The organism is Ensifer sp. (assembly GCF_035999185.1).
In the GTDB taxonomy this organism is placed as follows: domain Bacteria; phylum Pseudomonadota; class Alphaproteobacteria; order Rhizobiales; family Rhizobiaceae; genus Ensifer.
Window position 1 is genome coordinate 1 of the sequence record NZ_DASYHB010000154.1, and the last position, 12,898, is coordinate 12,898.

Genomic DNA, 12,898 nt, shown 5'->3' on the forward strand with positions numbered 1-12,898 from the left:
CTACATCGCCTGCGGCATCTCCGGTGCCATCCAGCACCTCGCCGGCATGAAGGATTCGAAGGTCATCGTCGCGATCAACAAGGACGAAGAGGCACCGATCTTCCAGGTCGCCGACTACGGCCTGGTTGCCGATCTCTTCGAGGTCCTGCCGGAAGTCGAAAAGACGCTCTGACGGGTCTTGCGCCGAACAACACCACCATCGGGGACCGGCCGCTGCGTGCGCCCGGTCCAGCCTGCTCTTCGCGAACAACAAGAGGGATCCAACAATGGATGTACGCGCCGCCGTTGCCGTTCAGGCAGGCAAGCCGCTCGAGGTCATGACGGTTCAGCTCGAAGGCCCCAGGGCCGGCGAAGTGCTGATCGAGGTCAAGGCGACCGGCATCTGCCATACCGACGACTTCACCCTGTCGGGTGCCGATCCGGAAGGCCTGTTTCCGGCGATCCTCGGCCATGAGGGTGCCGGCATCGTCGTCGATGTCGGACCGGGTGTCACCTCGGTGAAGAAGGGCGACCACGTCATTCCGCTCTATACGCCCGAGTGCCGCTCCTGCCCGTCCTGCCTGTCGCGCAAGACCAACCTGTGCACCGCGATCCGCTCGACGCAAGGTCAGGGCCTGATGCCGGACGGCACCTCGCGCTTCTCGACCGGCAAGGACAAGATCCACCACTACATGGGCTGCTCGACCTTTGCCAACTACACGGTCTTGCCGGAGATCGCGGTTGCCAAGGTCAACCCGGACGCGCCCTTCGACAAGATCTGCTACATCGGCTGCGGCGTGACGACCGGCATCGGCGCGGTCATCAACACCGCACAAGTCGAGATGGGCGCAACCGCGATCGTCTTCGGTCTCGGCGGCATCGGGCTTAACGTCATCCAGGGCCTGCGGCTTGCCGGCGCCGACATGATCATCGGCGTCGATCTCAACAACGACAAGAAGGCCTGGGGCGAACGCTTCGGCATGACCCACTTCGTCAACCCGAAGGAGGTCGGCGACGACATCGTGCCCTACCTCGTCAACATGACCAAGCGCGGGGCCGACCAGATCGGCGGCGCCGACTACACCTTCGACTGCACCGGCAACACCAAGGTGATGCGCCAGGCACTCGAGGCCTCGCATCGCGGCTGGGGCAAGTCGGTGGTCATCGGCGTTGCCGGCGCCGGCCAGGAGATCTCCACGCGTCCGTTCCAGCTCGTCACCGGCCGCACCTGGATGGGCACGGCCTTCGGCGGCGCCCGCGGCCGCACCGACGTGCCTAAGATTGTCGACTGGTACATGGAGGGCAAGATTGAGATCGACCCGATGATCACCCACACCATGCCGCTCGAAGATATCAACAAGGGCTTCGAGCTGATGCATTCCGGCGAAAGCATCCGCTCGGTCGTTCTGTACTAAGCTGGAAATGACGCAACTCCGGACGGAAAACCGCTTCACACTTTTCCTGGAGTTGCTCATGATCCGATTCAGAATGGCGCCGGAGTCCATTGATTTCCGGCGCCTTTTCAGTCCCGTTGAGAAATTGATTCAAGATGATCTATGTCGATGCCGATGCGTGCCCCGTAAAGGCGGAAATCCTGAAAGTGGCCGAGCGCCACGGGATCGAGGTGACGCTGGTCGCCAATTCCGGTCTGCGCCCTTCCCGCGACCCGATGGTGCACAATGTCATCGTCTCGGCCGGTTTCGATGCGGCCGACAACTGGATCGCCGAGCGGGCGCATGAGGGCGACATTGTCGTCACCGCCGACGTGCCGCTTGCCGTTCGCTGCGTTGCTGCGGGCGCGCTGGTTACCGGGCCTTCAGGACGCATCTTCGACAAGGGCAATATCGGCATGGCCTCTGCCATGCGCGACCTCGGGCAGCACCTGCGCGAGACCGGCGAGAGCAAGGGCTATAATGCCGCCTTCACGCAGCGCGACCGATCTGCCTTTCTCGAAACCCTTGACCGACTCGCAAGGCAGGCGAAAAAGTGACGTTGCGGCAGCCGCTTGCGCTGCAGATCGCAAGGGCATCCGGATGACAGCGACGACGAAGCTCAGGCATTGGCCGTTCTACACCGCCATACTTTGCGCGCTCGCAAGCGTACCCCCGCTCTGGTTCTTTGCGCAACGCTTCACGCTGGAAGGCGCTGCCATCACCTTTTTCTGCGTCTATCTCGTCCTGTGCTGGCGGCGACTGCGGATGATGACCGGCCGGCACCTGAAAACCCATGCCAGGAACACCGACGAGCCCGAGGTCGTCATCCTGCTTGTGACATTCGGGGCGGCGGCAAGCTCGCTCGTGTCTCTGTTCTTCGCTCTCAACGGCGAGAAGACGGGATCGGCACTGGCGCTCGGCCTCGCCTTTGCCTCGGTCGTGCTCGGCTGGGCGACGATCCACATGATGGCCGCCATGCACTATGCGCACATATATTGGGTGCCCGCTGCCGGAGCGCAGACAACGGAGCCGGCGCGTGGCCTCGACTTTCCCGATACGCCCGAGCCGGGCGGCTTTGATTTCCTCTATTTCTCCTTCGTCATCGGCATGACCGCCCAGACGTCGGATGTCGCCATCACCACGACGGCCATGCGCCGCATCAACTTGATGCATGCCGTCGTTTCGTTCTTCTTCAACACCGTGCTCGTCGCCGCCGCCGTCAACGCGGCTGTGCAGCTTGCCGGCTGAGCATCGCTACCCAAGGAGCATTCCATGAAAGTTCTCTCGCAAAACACCGCGTTCGGCGGCATGCAGGGCGTCTTTTCGCACGAGTCCAAAGCCTGCAAGGGCGAGATGACCTTTGCTGTCTTCGTGCCGCCGCAGGCGATCTACGAGCCGCGGCCGGTTCTCTGGTACCTGTCGGGCCTCACCTGCACGCATGCAAACGTCATGGAGAAAGGTGAATACCGGCGCATGGCGGCCGAGCTTGGGCTTATCATCGTTTGCCCCGACACCAGCCCGCGCGGGACCGATGTCCCTGACGAACTGACCAACTGGCAGATGGGCAAGGGCGCCGGATTTTATCTCGACGCCACCGAAACGCCCTGGGCCGAGCACTACCAGATGTACAGCTACATCACCGAGGAGCTGCCCGCCTTCGTCGGCCAGCACTTCCGCATGGACATGAGCCGCCAGGGTATCTTCGGCCATTCGATGGGCGGCCACGGCGCCATGACCATTGCGCTCAAGAACCCGGAACGTTTCAGAAGCTGCTCGGCCTTTGCGCCGATCGTCGAGCCTTCGACCGCGGACTGGTCGATCGGCGCCTTTGAAAAATACCTCGGCGCCGACCGCGACATCTGGCGGAAATACGATGCCTGCGCCCTCGTCAAGGACGGCGCGCGCTTCCCGGAATTCCTGATCGACCAGGGCAAGGCCGACAGTTTCCTCGACAACGGGTTGCGCCCCTGGCTCTTTGAAGAGGCAATCAAAGGAACCGGCATTGACCTGACGCTGCGCATGCATGAGCGCTACGACCATTCCTACTACTTCATCTCGACCTTCATGGACGATCACCTGAAGTGGCATGCCGAACGACTGGCCTGATCCCAAGCCTTGGCCCGGAGCGACCGATGACCCAACTCCTTCTCGTCGGCGCCGGCGGTGCGCTCGGCTCGATCCTGCGCTACCTCGTCGGCCTCTGGACGGTCCGTCGTTTCGGGCCCGGCTTTCCCTGGGGCACGCTCGGGGTCAATATTACTGGCTCGTTCCTGATCGGCGTGCTCGCGGAAGTGATCATGCGCAAGTTCGGCGCCTCGCCTGACATGCGGGTGTTCCTGATCACCGGCGTACTTGGTGGCTACACCACTTTTTCCGCCTTCTCGCTGGATGCGATCACGCTCGTCGAGCGCGGCGATGTCATGCTTTCGCTCGCCTATATCGTCGCCAGCGTCGCGCTTTCGCTGCTAGCCGTCTTCAGCGGGCTGGCTCTGATGCGCGCAATAGTCTAAAGGCTGCTCCTACAAGCGCTGCGTATCCGCCAAGGAAACGCGGCGCATTGCTGCATTGCCCTTTCAACCGCTATCGCTTCAAGGGCAAGATCGTGCAGCGGTCATAGGATTGCAGCAGCCCTTGCGCACCTGGAGCGTCCTTCTTGCGTCCATCCCAACGCAAGTGCTTCGGACTGACGCGCGACGCTGCGGAAACAGAAGGCAGGTTCGCTCAAATGGCAGGTATAGAACACAGGCAAGTGGATGGTGACGAGGCGGGCATGCGCCTCGACCGCTGGTTCAAGGTGCATTTTCCGGGTCTCGGTTTCGGTCCGCTGCAGAAGCTCCTGCGCTCCGGCCAGATCCGTGTAGACGGCGGCCGCGCCAAATCCGACACGCGACTGCAGCCGGGCCAGACAGTGCGCGTCCCTCCCCTGGGCGTCGACGCCAAGGAAACGAAGACAGGCCCGATCGCCGGCCGCGACCTTCGCCACTCGCCCGACGGCGAATTGCTGTCGCGCATGGTGCTGCACGAGGACGCGAAGGTTATTGTGCTCAACAAGCCGGCTGGGCTCGCGGTGCAGGGTGGTTCGGGCGTCAACCGTCACATCGACAAGATGCTTGAGGCATGGACCAACCAGCGCGGCGAAAAGCCCCGTCTGGTCCACCGTCTCGACCGCGATACCTCAGGCGTTCTGGTCATTGCCCGCACGCGCGGTGCCGCGCAGAAACTGACGGCCGCCTTCCGCGAGCGCGACACCAAGAAGACCTATTGGGCGCTGGTGAAAGGTGTGCCGCGCAAGCGCGAAGACCGCATCTCGACCTGGCTGGTCAAGGAGCAGACGCCGGACGGCGACCGCATGCGCATCGCCAAGCACGGCGACGACGGTGCCGACCACGCCATATCCTATTACCGCGTTCGCGAGCAGGCAGCGCAGAACCTCGCCTGGCTGGAGATGGAGCCCTATACCGGCCGTACCCATCAGTTGCGTGTGCACGCCCTGCACATTGGCCACCCGATCCTCGGCGACCCGAAGTATTTCGACGCCGATATCAACTGGAGCCTGCCCGGCGGCATGCAGAACCGCCTGCATCTGCACGCGCGCCATATCGATATCCCGCATCCGGACGGTGGCCGCCTGCGCGTAACCGCGCCGCTGCCTCCGCATATGGTCCAGAGCTGGAACCTGTTGGGCTTTGAAGAGAACGAGCCGGGCGAGGACGACTGATGAAGCTGGCGCTTTTCGATTGCGACGGGACGCTGGTCGACAGCGGCGGCCTGATCCATGAGGTGATGGCGCGCACCTTCGAGGCATTCGACCTCGAGCGCCCGCCCCTGTCGGCGACCAAAGGCATCATCGGCCTGACGCTCGATATCGCCATCGCCCGTCTGCTCGGGCGGGAGCACGTCGACGACATGGCGCTGGCGATGACCACCCATTACAAGTCGATTTTCGCTGGCGTTCGCGGCGAAGGCGGGTTCCAGGAACTTCTGTTTCCCGGCATCGCCGACATGATGCAAACTCTGTCTTCGAAGGACGCGCTCCTGATCGGCGCCGTTACCGGCAAGTCGCGTCGCGGACTGACCCACATTGCCGAGACGCATGGTTTTGACCGCGTCTTCTTCGTATCGCGCACCGCCGACGATTGCCCCTCCAAGCCGCATCCGGCGATGGTGACCGAATGCTGCCTTGAAGCCGGTATCGATGCGAAGGATACCGTCGTCATCGGCGATGCGATCTACGACATGCAGATGGCCAAGGCTGCCGGTGCCGCGGCCATCGGCGTTGCCTGGGGCTATGCATCCGTTCCCGATCTCGTCGAGGCCGGTGCGGATTTCGTTGCCCAAACGCCGGCCGACATCATTGAATGGATGGAACACAATCATGCCTGATATTCGCGACGAACTCAGCGGTGCGATGAGCCACGAGGATCCGGTCCGCCGCGCCCAGATACAGATGCTGAAACCGCTGCCGAAGCGCTTCTACAAGGACGTCAGCGTCGCCTCGACGGATCCTGAAACGCACAATGTGCTCCTCGATGGTCGCACCGTCCGCACACCGGCGAAACAGCCGCTCGCCGTGCCGACGCGCAAGCTCGCCGATATGCTGGCGGCCGAGTGGGACGCGCAGACCGAGGTCATCGATCCCGGCCGGATGCCGATCACCCGCATCGTCAACACCGCGCTTGACGGCGTTGCAAAAGACCAGCGGTCGGTCTTTGACGATATCCTGCGTTTCTCCGGAACCGACATGATCTGCTATCGCGCTGACAGTCCGGAAGGGCTTGTAGCTCGCCAGAACGAAATCTGGAACCCGGTGCTCGAATGGGCGCAGACGACGCTTGGCGCGCGCTTCATCCTCGCCGAAGGCGTGATCCATCAGGAACAGCCGGAAGAAGCGATTGCGGCCTATGCCGAGGGTCTACGCGCTTTCGCAACCCCGCTCGGCCTCACCTGCATCCACACGGTCACGACATTGACGGGGTCGGCGCTGCTGGCGCTTGCCTTCGCCTCTGGTCGTCTGTCCGCTGAGGAAACGTGGGCCGCGGCCCATCTCGATGAAGACTGGCAGATCGAACATTGGGGAACCGACGAGGAAGCGTTCCGTCGTCGCGAAAACCGCTGGCAAGAAATGCAGGCGGCCGCATCGGTTCTGGATGCTCTGCGCTAACTCAGACTGCTGAAATACCACTGAATATGATTGCGGGCTGCGCGTTCTTCAAAACGCGCAGCCCGCTCTGTTTGGCAATAGTGATAACTTGACCTTACGCGAATGCAGTAACGCTGCGTTAGGCAGCCATCTTCAGCCCGGCAATGCCGCTGACGATCAGCGCGATGCAGCCGAGGCGGACGAAGGTTGCCGGCTCTGCAAACAGGAAGATGCCAAGGATGACGGTGCCGACCGTACCGATACCCGTCCAGACAGCGTAAGCCGTACCAAGCGGCAGGGTGCGCACGGCGAGACCCAAAAGCGCGATGCTGAGGATCATCGAGCCGACGGTCAGGATCGTCGGGGTGACGCGGGTAAAGCCGTCCGTGTATTTGAGACCGATCGCCCAGCCGATTTCGAGGATACCGGCAAGCAGCAGAAGGAACCAGGCCATTTCAAACTCCTAAGTTTGGAGCGAGGCCGTCCCCGCGGATGTTCGGCATCAATCGTTCGAGCCGTGCAGCCGTCTGCAACGCGGGTTCTATCTCACACTCCAGCAACGGCGACAAGACGTTCGGGGGCAAATCAGCTCTGCGTCGGTGGCAAGGCTATCTATTTCGGATCCTGTGCAAGCAGAAACGCGCACCCCAGAATGCCGCTCCAAACGTGGCGGATGTGCTTCTAGGGCGCGTTGCGCTCGCGGCGCAGCTTGCTCCACCACTCCAGCCGCTTGCGGATTTCCCGCTCGAAACCGCGCTCCGGCGGATCGTAATAGGTCTGACGGCCCATTTTTTCCGGGAAATAATCCTGGCCGGAAAACGCGTCCGGTTCGTCGTGGTCGTAGCGATAACCGTCGCCGTAGCCTTCGCCCTTCATCAACTTGGTCGGCGCATTGAGGATGTGCTTGGGCGGCAGCAGCGAACCGTTTTCCTTGGCAGACCGCATCGCCGCCTTGTAGGCGGTGTAGACGCCATTCGATTTCGGGGCCGTCGCCAGATAGACGCAGGCCTGTGCCAGCGCCAGCTCGCCCTCGGGCGAGCCCAGATAGTCATAGGCATCCTTGGCGGCGTTGCAGATCACCAGCGCCTGCGGATCGGCAAGGCCGATATCCTCGACGGCCATGCGCACCAGCCGACGCCCGAGATAAAGCGGATCTTCACCGGCGTCGAACATGCGGCAGAGATAATAGAGGGCAGCGTCCGGATCCGAACCACGCACCGACTTGTGGAGGGCAGAGATCAGATTGTAGTGGCCATCCTGGCCCTTGTCGTAGACCGGGGCGCGGCGCTGGACGATGTTCTGGAGTGCTGCCGCGTCAAAGATCTCGTCACGCCGTGCTGCGCGCCAGATCTCTTCGGCGAGCGTCAACGCCGCCCGACCATCGCCGTCGGCCATGCGGATCAGGCTGGCGCGCGCATCCGCGTCGAGCGGCAGTTTCTTGCCTTCCGCCTGTTCGGCGCGCGACAGCAGTTCCTCGATGCTGTCTTCGCCATGCGGCTTGAACGTAAGCACGCGAGCGCGAGACAGAAGAGCGGCGTTCAGTTCGAAGGACGGGTTTTCCGTCGTCGCGCCGACAAGGACGACCGTGCCGTCTTCCATGACCGGCAGGAAGCTATCTTGCTGGGCGCGGTTGAAGCGATGGATCTCGTCGACGAAGAGCAGGGTCTGCCGGCCGGACATCCGCCTTGCGCGTGCGCCTTCAAACACCTTCTTGAGGTCGGCAACGCCTGAAAAGATCGCCGAGATCTGCTCGAAGGCGAGTCCCGCCTCGCCGGAAAGCAGCCGCGCCACCGTCGTCTTACCAGTGCCCGGCGGCCCCCAGAAGATCATCGACCCGAGGGAGCCGGAGGCGATCATGCGCGACAGCACACCATCTTCCCCGGTCAGGTGCTCCTGGCCGGTGACTTCGGCAAGCGTGCGCGGGCGCAGCCGGTCTGCAAGCGGCCTCGCCGACGCCATTTCGGGCGGCTCGGAGGCTGAAAAGAGATCGCTCATCGGAAGAACTGACGGATGACTTGACCGTCCCGCTCGATCTCGACGCGCCAGAAGGATGCGTCTTCGGCCATGACCTGCTCCAGGGTCTTTGAGGTATCGATCGCCGTGCCGTTGACCGAGCGGACGATGTCCTTCGGCGCAAGGCCGATGCGCGCAGCCGGCGAGCCGCGGTTGATCTCCATGACGACGACGCCCTGAAGCGAGGTCGACATGCGCAGTTCTTCGGCAAGTCGCGGCGAAAGGTTGGCGACGACCGCGCCTGCAAACGGATTGCGGCCTTCGATCAGCCGCTCGTCACGCGGCGACGTTTCCGGCGCACGATCAAGCTTGATCGTCACGTCGTGGGGCTTGCCGTTCTCCGACACGGTGACGCGCGCCTCGTGGCCGATGCCGACCGTCGTCAGGCGGTAACCGAGTGCGTCCGGATGCTCGACATCAATGCCGTTGACCGCTGTGATCACCTGACCCGGCTTGAGGCCTGCCGTGGCCGCCGGCCCTCCGGCAACGACGGCAGTCACCAGCGCACCACGGGCGCGGTTGAGGCCGAGCGCCTCGGCGACTTCCGATGTCACCGGCTCGAAGCTTGCGCCAATGAACGGACGGACGAAGGCGCCGTTACCGCCTTCTGCGGATGCGACGAAGACCTTCACAAGGTTGGCCGGAATGGCAAAGCCGACACCATTCGAACCGCCGCCCTTGGAGAAGATCGCGGTGTTGATGCCGATGAGCTCGCCGTCCATGTCGATGAGACCGCCGCCCGAATTGCCGGGATTGATCGCCGCATCCGTCTGGATGAAGAAGCCGAAATCACCCGACGAGACCTGATTGCGCGCGAGCGCCGAAACGATGCCGCTTGTCACGGTCTGGCCAACGCCGAAGGGATTGCCGATCGCCAGCACCAGGTCGCCGACTTCGACGGCATCGCTGTCGCCGAGCGGAACGACCTCGAACGGACCGTCGGACTGGATCTTGAGTACCGCCAGATCGAGGCGGTCATCCTTGAGCACGATCTTGCACGGAAACTCGCGGCCGTCCGCCAGCGCCACCTTGATGTCATCGGCGCCTTCGATGACGTGGTTGTTGGTCACAACGATGCCGTTCTTGCCGACGATCACGCCCGAGCCGAGCGACGATTGCTTTTCCGATCGATTCGGCATGCGCTGCCCGAAGAACTCTTCGAAGAAGGGGTCGCCGGAGAAGATCGAGCGGCGCTCGACCACCCGCTCGGCGTAGACGTTGACGACCGCGTTTGCCGTCTGTTTGACGAGCGGCGCGAAAGAAAGCTGCATTTCGGTGCGCGACTGCGGGACGGTCTTTGCATCCTGAGCCAGCGCCGGACCGGCGAGAGAAACAGCAATGGCGAACGCGACAAGCGCTCTTTTACCAACGATCATGTGAAGCATTCTCCTATTCGTCGCCGTTACGTTCAGATAGGATTTCGCAGGAAAAAAGGCAAACACTGACGCAGGATACGCAAAGCGCTCGCCTTCACGCCCAGCACACGAAAACGTGGTTCGGCGCCTCTTTCACGGTGATCGAAAGTCTGGTGAGTTTGCACAAGACAAGGCTCATAAACCACGTTCGGAACAGTCCATGCCATCCTACCGCCCACCGCGAATCGTTTCCTCCGAGATCACCCCGGAGAGCATCTTTCTCAACCGCCGTACTTTCCTCGGAGCTGCCGCCGCTGGGGTCTTCCTCGCAGGAAGCGGCACGGGCCTGGCGGCCGCTCTTGGCGCGCCCAAAAGCAAGTACATGGTCGATGAGGATCTGACGCCGGAAGCCGACGTCACCAGCTACAACAACTTTTATGAGTTCGGGACCGGCAAGGGCGATCCCGCAGCCAATTCGAGCGGCTTCAAGCCCACGCCCTGGACAGTGAAGGTCGACGGCCTCGTCGGCAAACCTGGGGAATTCGGTCTCGAGGAGCTTTTGAAGTTTCCGATCGAGGAACGCGTCTATCGCATGCGCTGCGTTGAGGCGTGGTCGATGGTGATCCCCTGGACCGGGTTTCAGCTTTCAACCCTGCTCGACAAGGTGGAGCCGCTTGGCAGCGCCAAATATGTCTCGTTCGAGACCGTCGTGCGTCCCGCCGAGATGCCCGGTCAATCCGGTTTCTTCCAGCCGCTGCCGTGGCCCTATCGCGAGGGTCTGAGGCTCGACGAGGCCCGCCATCCGCTCACACTCCTTTCCGTCGGCGTCTATGGCAAGACACTCCCCAACCAGAACGGCGCGCCGGTTCGGCTGGTCACCCCGTGGAAATATGGCTTCAAGGGCATCAAATCGATCGTGCGCATTTCTCTCACGGAAACGCAGCCGCCCTCGACCTGGAACCTGTCCGCCCCCAACGAGTATGGGTTCTACGCCAACGTCAATCCGGCCGTCGATCATCCGCGCTGGAGCCAGGCGACCGAAAACCGCATTGGCGGTGGCGGGTTCTTCGGCTCCAACCGGCGCGATACCCTGCCCTTCAACGGCTATGCCGACGACGTCGCAAGCCTCTATGCCGGCATGGATCTGAGAGCGAACTATTGACCATGGCCCAACTGCCTGCCCTGCCCAAACGTTACCATTCGGCCTCGGTCTGGGCGCTCTACGGCCTCGGCCTGCTGCCGGCCGTCTATGCCTTCTATCTCGGCGCGACAGGCCGCCTACCCGGCAATCCGGTGAAAGAGTTCGAGCATCTGCTTGGTATCTGGGCGCTACGCTTTCTCGTCGCGACGCTGGCGATCACCCCCATCCGCGATCTCGTCGGGATCAACTGGCTGCGCTATCGCCGGGCGCTGGGGCTGCTCGCCTTCTACTATGTGCTGATGCACTTCCTGGCTTACATGCTGCTCGATCTGCGACTGAACGTCCCGGGCATCCTCGCCGACATCGCCCGCCGCCCGTTCATCACGATCGGTATGGCCGCACTCGTGATGCTGATCCCGCTGGCGCTGACCTCCAACAACTGGTCGATCCGCAGGCTAGGGCCACGCTGGAACAAGCTACACCGGCTCGCCTATGTCATCGCCGCTGCCGGCGCCCTGCATTTTGCGATGTCGGTGAAGGTCGTCGGGCCGGAGCAGATGCTTTATCTTGGCTTGGTCACGGTCCTGCTTTGCTGGCGGCTGGTGCGCAAGCCCTATCTCAAGCGCAAGCGGCAAACGACCAATGCGCCCGTCAGAACGGCCGCTGGGAAAGCGTGAAGAGAGGTCGCTGCTGACTTGACCATCGCTTTTCAGAAAACTCGGCGAAAGATGCACGCGCGCGCCCTCGGGGTGTACTCGAAGCTGGAAGACGCTCTAAAGAAATGACGGCGCCATAAAAAAAGCGGCCGGGTGATTGCCACCCGGCCGCTTCTAATTCACTGCCTTCGATCGGCTTAGGCTGCTTCAGCAGCTTCGGCTTCAGCGGCAACGCGAGCGCGGTCAGCAGCGCCCTTGGCGTCGACGTCGCGGTCAACGAACTCGATGACGGCGAGAGCGGCGTTGTCGCCGTGGCGGAAGCCAGCCTTCATGATGCGCAGGTAGCCGCCGTTGCGGGTGGCGTAGCGCGAAGCGATCGTGTCGAACAGCTTCGAAACGACGGCGGCGTCGCGGATCTGCGAGATCGCCTGGCGGCGAGCATGCAGGTCACCGCGCTTGCCGAGCGTGACGAGCTTCTCGACGATCGGGCGGATTTCCTTGGCCTTCGGCAGCGTCGTAACGATCTGCTCGTGCTGGATCAGCGAAGCTGCCATGTTGGCAAACATCGCCTTGCGGTGGCTGGCGGTTCTATTCAGCTTGCGGCCGGCTTTACCGTGGCGCATGGCTATTCTCCTTCACTTGCAGGCATTCGCCCGCAGTCTAATGGTTAGTATTGGTCTTCGTAACGCTTGGCGAGATCTTCGATGTTCTCAGGCGGCCAGGACGGCACTTCCATGCCGAGGTGCAGGCCCATGGAAGCGAGAACTTCCTTGATTTCGTTCAGCGACTTGCGACCAAAATTCGGTGTGCGGAGCATTTCTGCTTCGGTCTTCTGAATGAGGTCGCCGATGTAGACGATGTTGTCGTTCTTCAGGCAGTTGGCCGAACGGACAGAAAGTTCCAGTTCGTCGACCTTCTTGAGAAGCGCCGGGTTGAAGGCGAGTTCGGTAACTGCCTCTTCCTCTGCTTCCTTCTGCGGCTCGTCGAAGTTGACGAAAACCGACAGCTGGTCCTGAAGGATGCGCGCCGCAAAAGCGATCGCATCTTCACCGGTGACGGAACCGTCCGTCTCGATGGACATCGTCAGCTTGTCGTAGTCAAGAACCTGGCCTTCGCGGGTGTTTTCCACCTTGTAGGACACTTTCTTGACCGGCGAGTACAGGCTGTCGACCGGGATCAGG

Annotated in this window: 15 protein-coding genes and 1 pseudogene; 11 read left to right on the forward strand and 5 right to left on the reverse strand. The window is 62.3% G+C overall.

The genetic code is table 11. From position 1 onward, the window contains the following. The 9 genes and pseudogenes from VGO04_RS19940 to VGO04_RS19980 all read left to right on the forward strand — a co-directional run. Positions 1-172, forward strand: a pseudogene (locus VGO04_RS19940) (electron transfer flavoprotein subunit alpha/FixB family protein); the annotation flags it as partial. A 94-nt stretch (positions 173-266) separates the two neighbouring features. Next, positions 267-1,394: an S-(hydroxymethyl)glutathione dehydrogenase/class III alcohol dehydrogenase gene (locus VGO04_RS19945; protein ID WP_327497701.1), complete on the forward strand. Its 1,128-nt coding sequence runs from the start codon at positions 267-269 to the stop codon at positions 1,392-1,394. 134 nt (positions 1,395-1,528) lie between these two features. Continuing rightward, entirely contained in the window at positions 1,529-1,969 is a 441-nt protein-coding gene (locus VGO04_RS19950) for a YaiI/YqxD family protein (protein WP_327497702.1), read from the forward strand. 43 nt (positions 1,970-2,012) lie between these two features. Beyond that, positions 2,013-2,660 (forward strand): DUF1345 domain-containing protein, encoded by a 648-nt coding sequence (locus tag VGO04_RS19955; protein WP_327497703.1) that lies wholly within the window; start codon positions 2,013-2,015, stop codon positions 2,658-2,660. 24 nt (positions 2,661-2,684) lie between these two features. After that, positions 2,685-3,518: an S-formylglutathione hydrolase gene (gene fghA / locus VGO04_RS19960; protein WP_327497704.1), complete on the forward strand. Its 834-nt coding sequence runs from the start codon at positions 2,685-2,687 to the stop codon at positions 3,516-3,518. 26 nt (positions 3,519-3,544) lie between these two features. Beyond that, positions 3,545-3,922, forward strand: coding sequence for a fluoride efflux transporter CrcB (gene crcB, locus VGO04_RS19965; protein ID WP_327497705.1), 378 nt, complete (start codon positions 3,545-3,547; stop codon positions 3,920-3,922). A gap of 215 nt (positions 3,923-4,137) precedes the next feature. Beyond that, positions 4,138-5,130: an RluA family pseudouridine synthase gene (locus VGO04_RS19970; protein WP_327497706.1), complete on the forward strand. Its 993-nt coding sequence runs from the start codon at positions 4,138-4,140 to the stop codon at positions 5,128-5,130. Beyond that, the gene (locus VGO04_RS19975) at positions 5,130-5,795 is read left to right on the forward strand and encodes an HAD-IA family hydrolase (protein WP_327497707.1); all 666 of its coding nucleotides are present in this window, start codon (positions 5,130-5,132) and stop codon (positions 5,793-5,795) included. Before VGO04_RS19970 ends, VGO04_RS19975 begins: the two co-directional genes overlap by 1 nt. Then, positions 5,788-6,573 (forward strand): ATP12 family chaperone protein, encoded by a 786-nt coding sequence (locus tag VGO04_RS19980; RefSeq protein ID WP_327497708.1) that lies wholly within the window; start codon positions 5,788-5,790, stop codon positions 6,571-6,573. Before VGO04_RS19975 ends, VGO04_RS19980 begins: the two co-directional genes overlap by 8 nt. 118 nt (positions 6,574-6,691) lie before the next feature. Here VGO04_RS19980 and sugE read toward each other — a convergent pair whose 3' ends face one another. From sugE to VGO04_RS19995, 3 genes are all read right to left on the reverse strand, one after another. Continuing rightward, on the reverse strand, positions 6,692-7,006 hold the full coding sequence (sugE, locus tag VGO04_RS19985) for a quaternary ammonium compound efflux SMR transporter SugE (protein ID WP_327497709.1): 315 nt from the start codon (positions 7,004-7,006) through the stop codon (positions 6,692-6,694). 227 nt (positions 7,007-7,233) lie between these two features. Beyond that, on the reverse strand, positions 7,234-8,547 hold the full coding sequence (locus tag VGO04_RS19990; RefSeq protein WP_327497710.1) for a replication-associated recombination protein A: 1,314 nt from the start codon (positions 8,545-8,547) through the stop codon (positions 7,234-7,236). Further along, on the reverse strand, positions 8,544-9,941 hold the full coding sequence (locus VGO04_RS19995) for a DegQ family serine endoprotease (protein ID WP_327497711.1): 1,398 nt from the start codon (positions 9,939-9,941) through the stop codon (positions 8,544-8,546). Before VGO04_RS19995 ends, VGO04_RS19990 begins: the two co-directional genes overlap by 4 nt. A gap of 199 nt (positions 9,942-10,140) precedes the next feature. On the opposite strand from VGO04_RS19995, the gene msrP reads away from it, so the two are divergent. Further along, a complete protein-coding gene (msrP, locus tag VGO04_RS20000; protein ID WP_327497712.1) occupies positions 10,141-11,082 on the forward strand; it encodes a protein-methionine-sulfoxide reductase catalytic subunit MsrP in 942 nt (313 codons plus the stop codon). Positions 11,083-11,084: 2 nt separating this feature from the next. Beyond that, the gene (msrQ, locus tag VGO04_RS20005) at positions 11,085-11,738 is read left to right on the forward strand and encodes a protein-methionine-sulfoxide reductase heme-binding subunit MsrQ (protein ID WP_327497713.1); all 654 of its coding nucleotides are present in this window, start codon (positions 11,085-11,087) and stop codon (positions 11,736-11,738) included. A gap of 176 nt (positions 11,739-11,914) precedes the next feature. Here the strand turns inward: msrQ and rplQ are convergent, their stop codons facing one another. Both rplQ and VGO04_RS20015 read right to left on the reverse strand, forming a co-directional pair. After that, positions 11,915-12,340 (reverse strand): 50S ribosomal protein L17, encoded by a 426-nt coding sequence (gene rplQ / locus VGO04_RS20010; RefSeq protein WP_291158616.1) that lies wholly within the window; start codon positions 12,338-12,340, stop codon positions 11,915-11,917. Positions 12,341-12,384: 44 nt separating this feature from the next. Continuing rightward, a partial coding sequence (locus tag VGO04_RS20015; RefSeq protein ID WP_327497714.1) for a DNA-directed RNA polymerase subunit alpha occupies positions 12,385-12,898 on the reverse strand: 514 nt, incomplete at its 5' end.

Excerpts from the sequence above, each read along its gene's own strand:
- VGO04_RS19945 (WP_327497701.1), top strand. The coding sequence starts at position 267 with ATGGATGTACGCGCCGCCGTTGCCGTTCAGGCAGGCAAGCCGCTCGAG.
- VGO04_RS19950 (WP_327497702.1), top strand. The coding sequence starts at position 1,529 with ATGATCTATGTCGATGCCGATGCGTGCCCCGTAAAGGCGGAAATCCTG.
- VGO04_RS19955 (WP_327497703.1), top strand. The coding sequence starts at position 2,013 with ATGACAGCGACGACGAAGCTCAGGCATTGGCCGTTCTACACCGCCATA.
- fghA (WP_327497704.1), top strand. The coding sequence starts at position 2,685 with ATGAAAGTTCTCTCGCAAAACACCGCGTTCGGCGGCATGCAGGGCGTC.
- crcB (WP_327497705.1), top strand. The coding sequence starts at position 3,545 with ATGACCCAACTCCTTCTCGTCGGCGCCGGCGGTGCGCTCGGCTCGATC.
- VGO04_RS19970 (WP_327497706.1), top strand. The coding sequence starts at position 4,138 with ATGGCAGGTATAGAACACAGGCAAGTGGATGGTGACGAGGCGGGCATG.
- VGO04_RS19975 (WP_327497707.1), top strand. The coding sequence starts at position 5,130 with ATGAAGCTGGCGCTTTTCGATTGCGACGGGACGCTGGTCGACAGCGGC.
- VGO04_RS19980 (WP_327497708.1), top strand. The coding sequence starts at position 5,788 with ATGCCTGATATTCGCGACGAACTCAGCGGTGCGATGAGCCACGAGGAT.
- sugE (WP_327497709.1), bottom strand. The coding sequence starts at position 7,006 with ATGGCCTGGTTCCTTCTGCTGCTTGCCGGTATCCTCGAAATCGGCTGG.
- VGO04_RS19990 (WP_327497710.1), bottom strand. The coding sequence starts at position 8,547 with ATGAGCGATCTCTTTTCAGCCTCCGAGCCGCCCGAAATGGCGTCGGCG.
- VGO04_RS19995 (WP_327497711.1), bottom strand. The coding sequence starts at position 9,941 with ATGATCGTTGGTAAAAGAGCGCTTGTCGCGTTCGCCATTGCTGTTTCT.
- msrP (WP_327497712.1), top strand. The coding sequence starts at position 10,141 with ATGCCATCCTACCGCCCACCGCGAATCGTTTCCTCCGAGATCACCCCG.
- msrQ (WP_327497713.1), top strand. The coding sequence starts at position 11,085 with ATGGCCCAACTGCCTGCCCTGCCCAAACGTTACCATTCGGCCTCGGTC.
- rplQ (WP_291158616.1), bottom strand. The coding sequence starts at position 12,340 with ATGCGCCACGGTAAAGCCGGCCGCAAGCTGAATAGAACCGCCAGCCAC.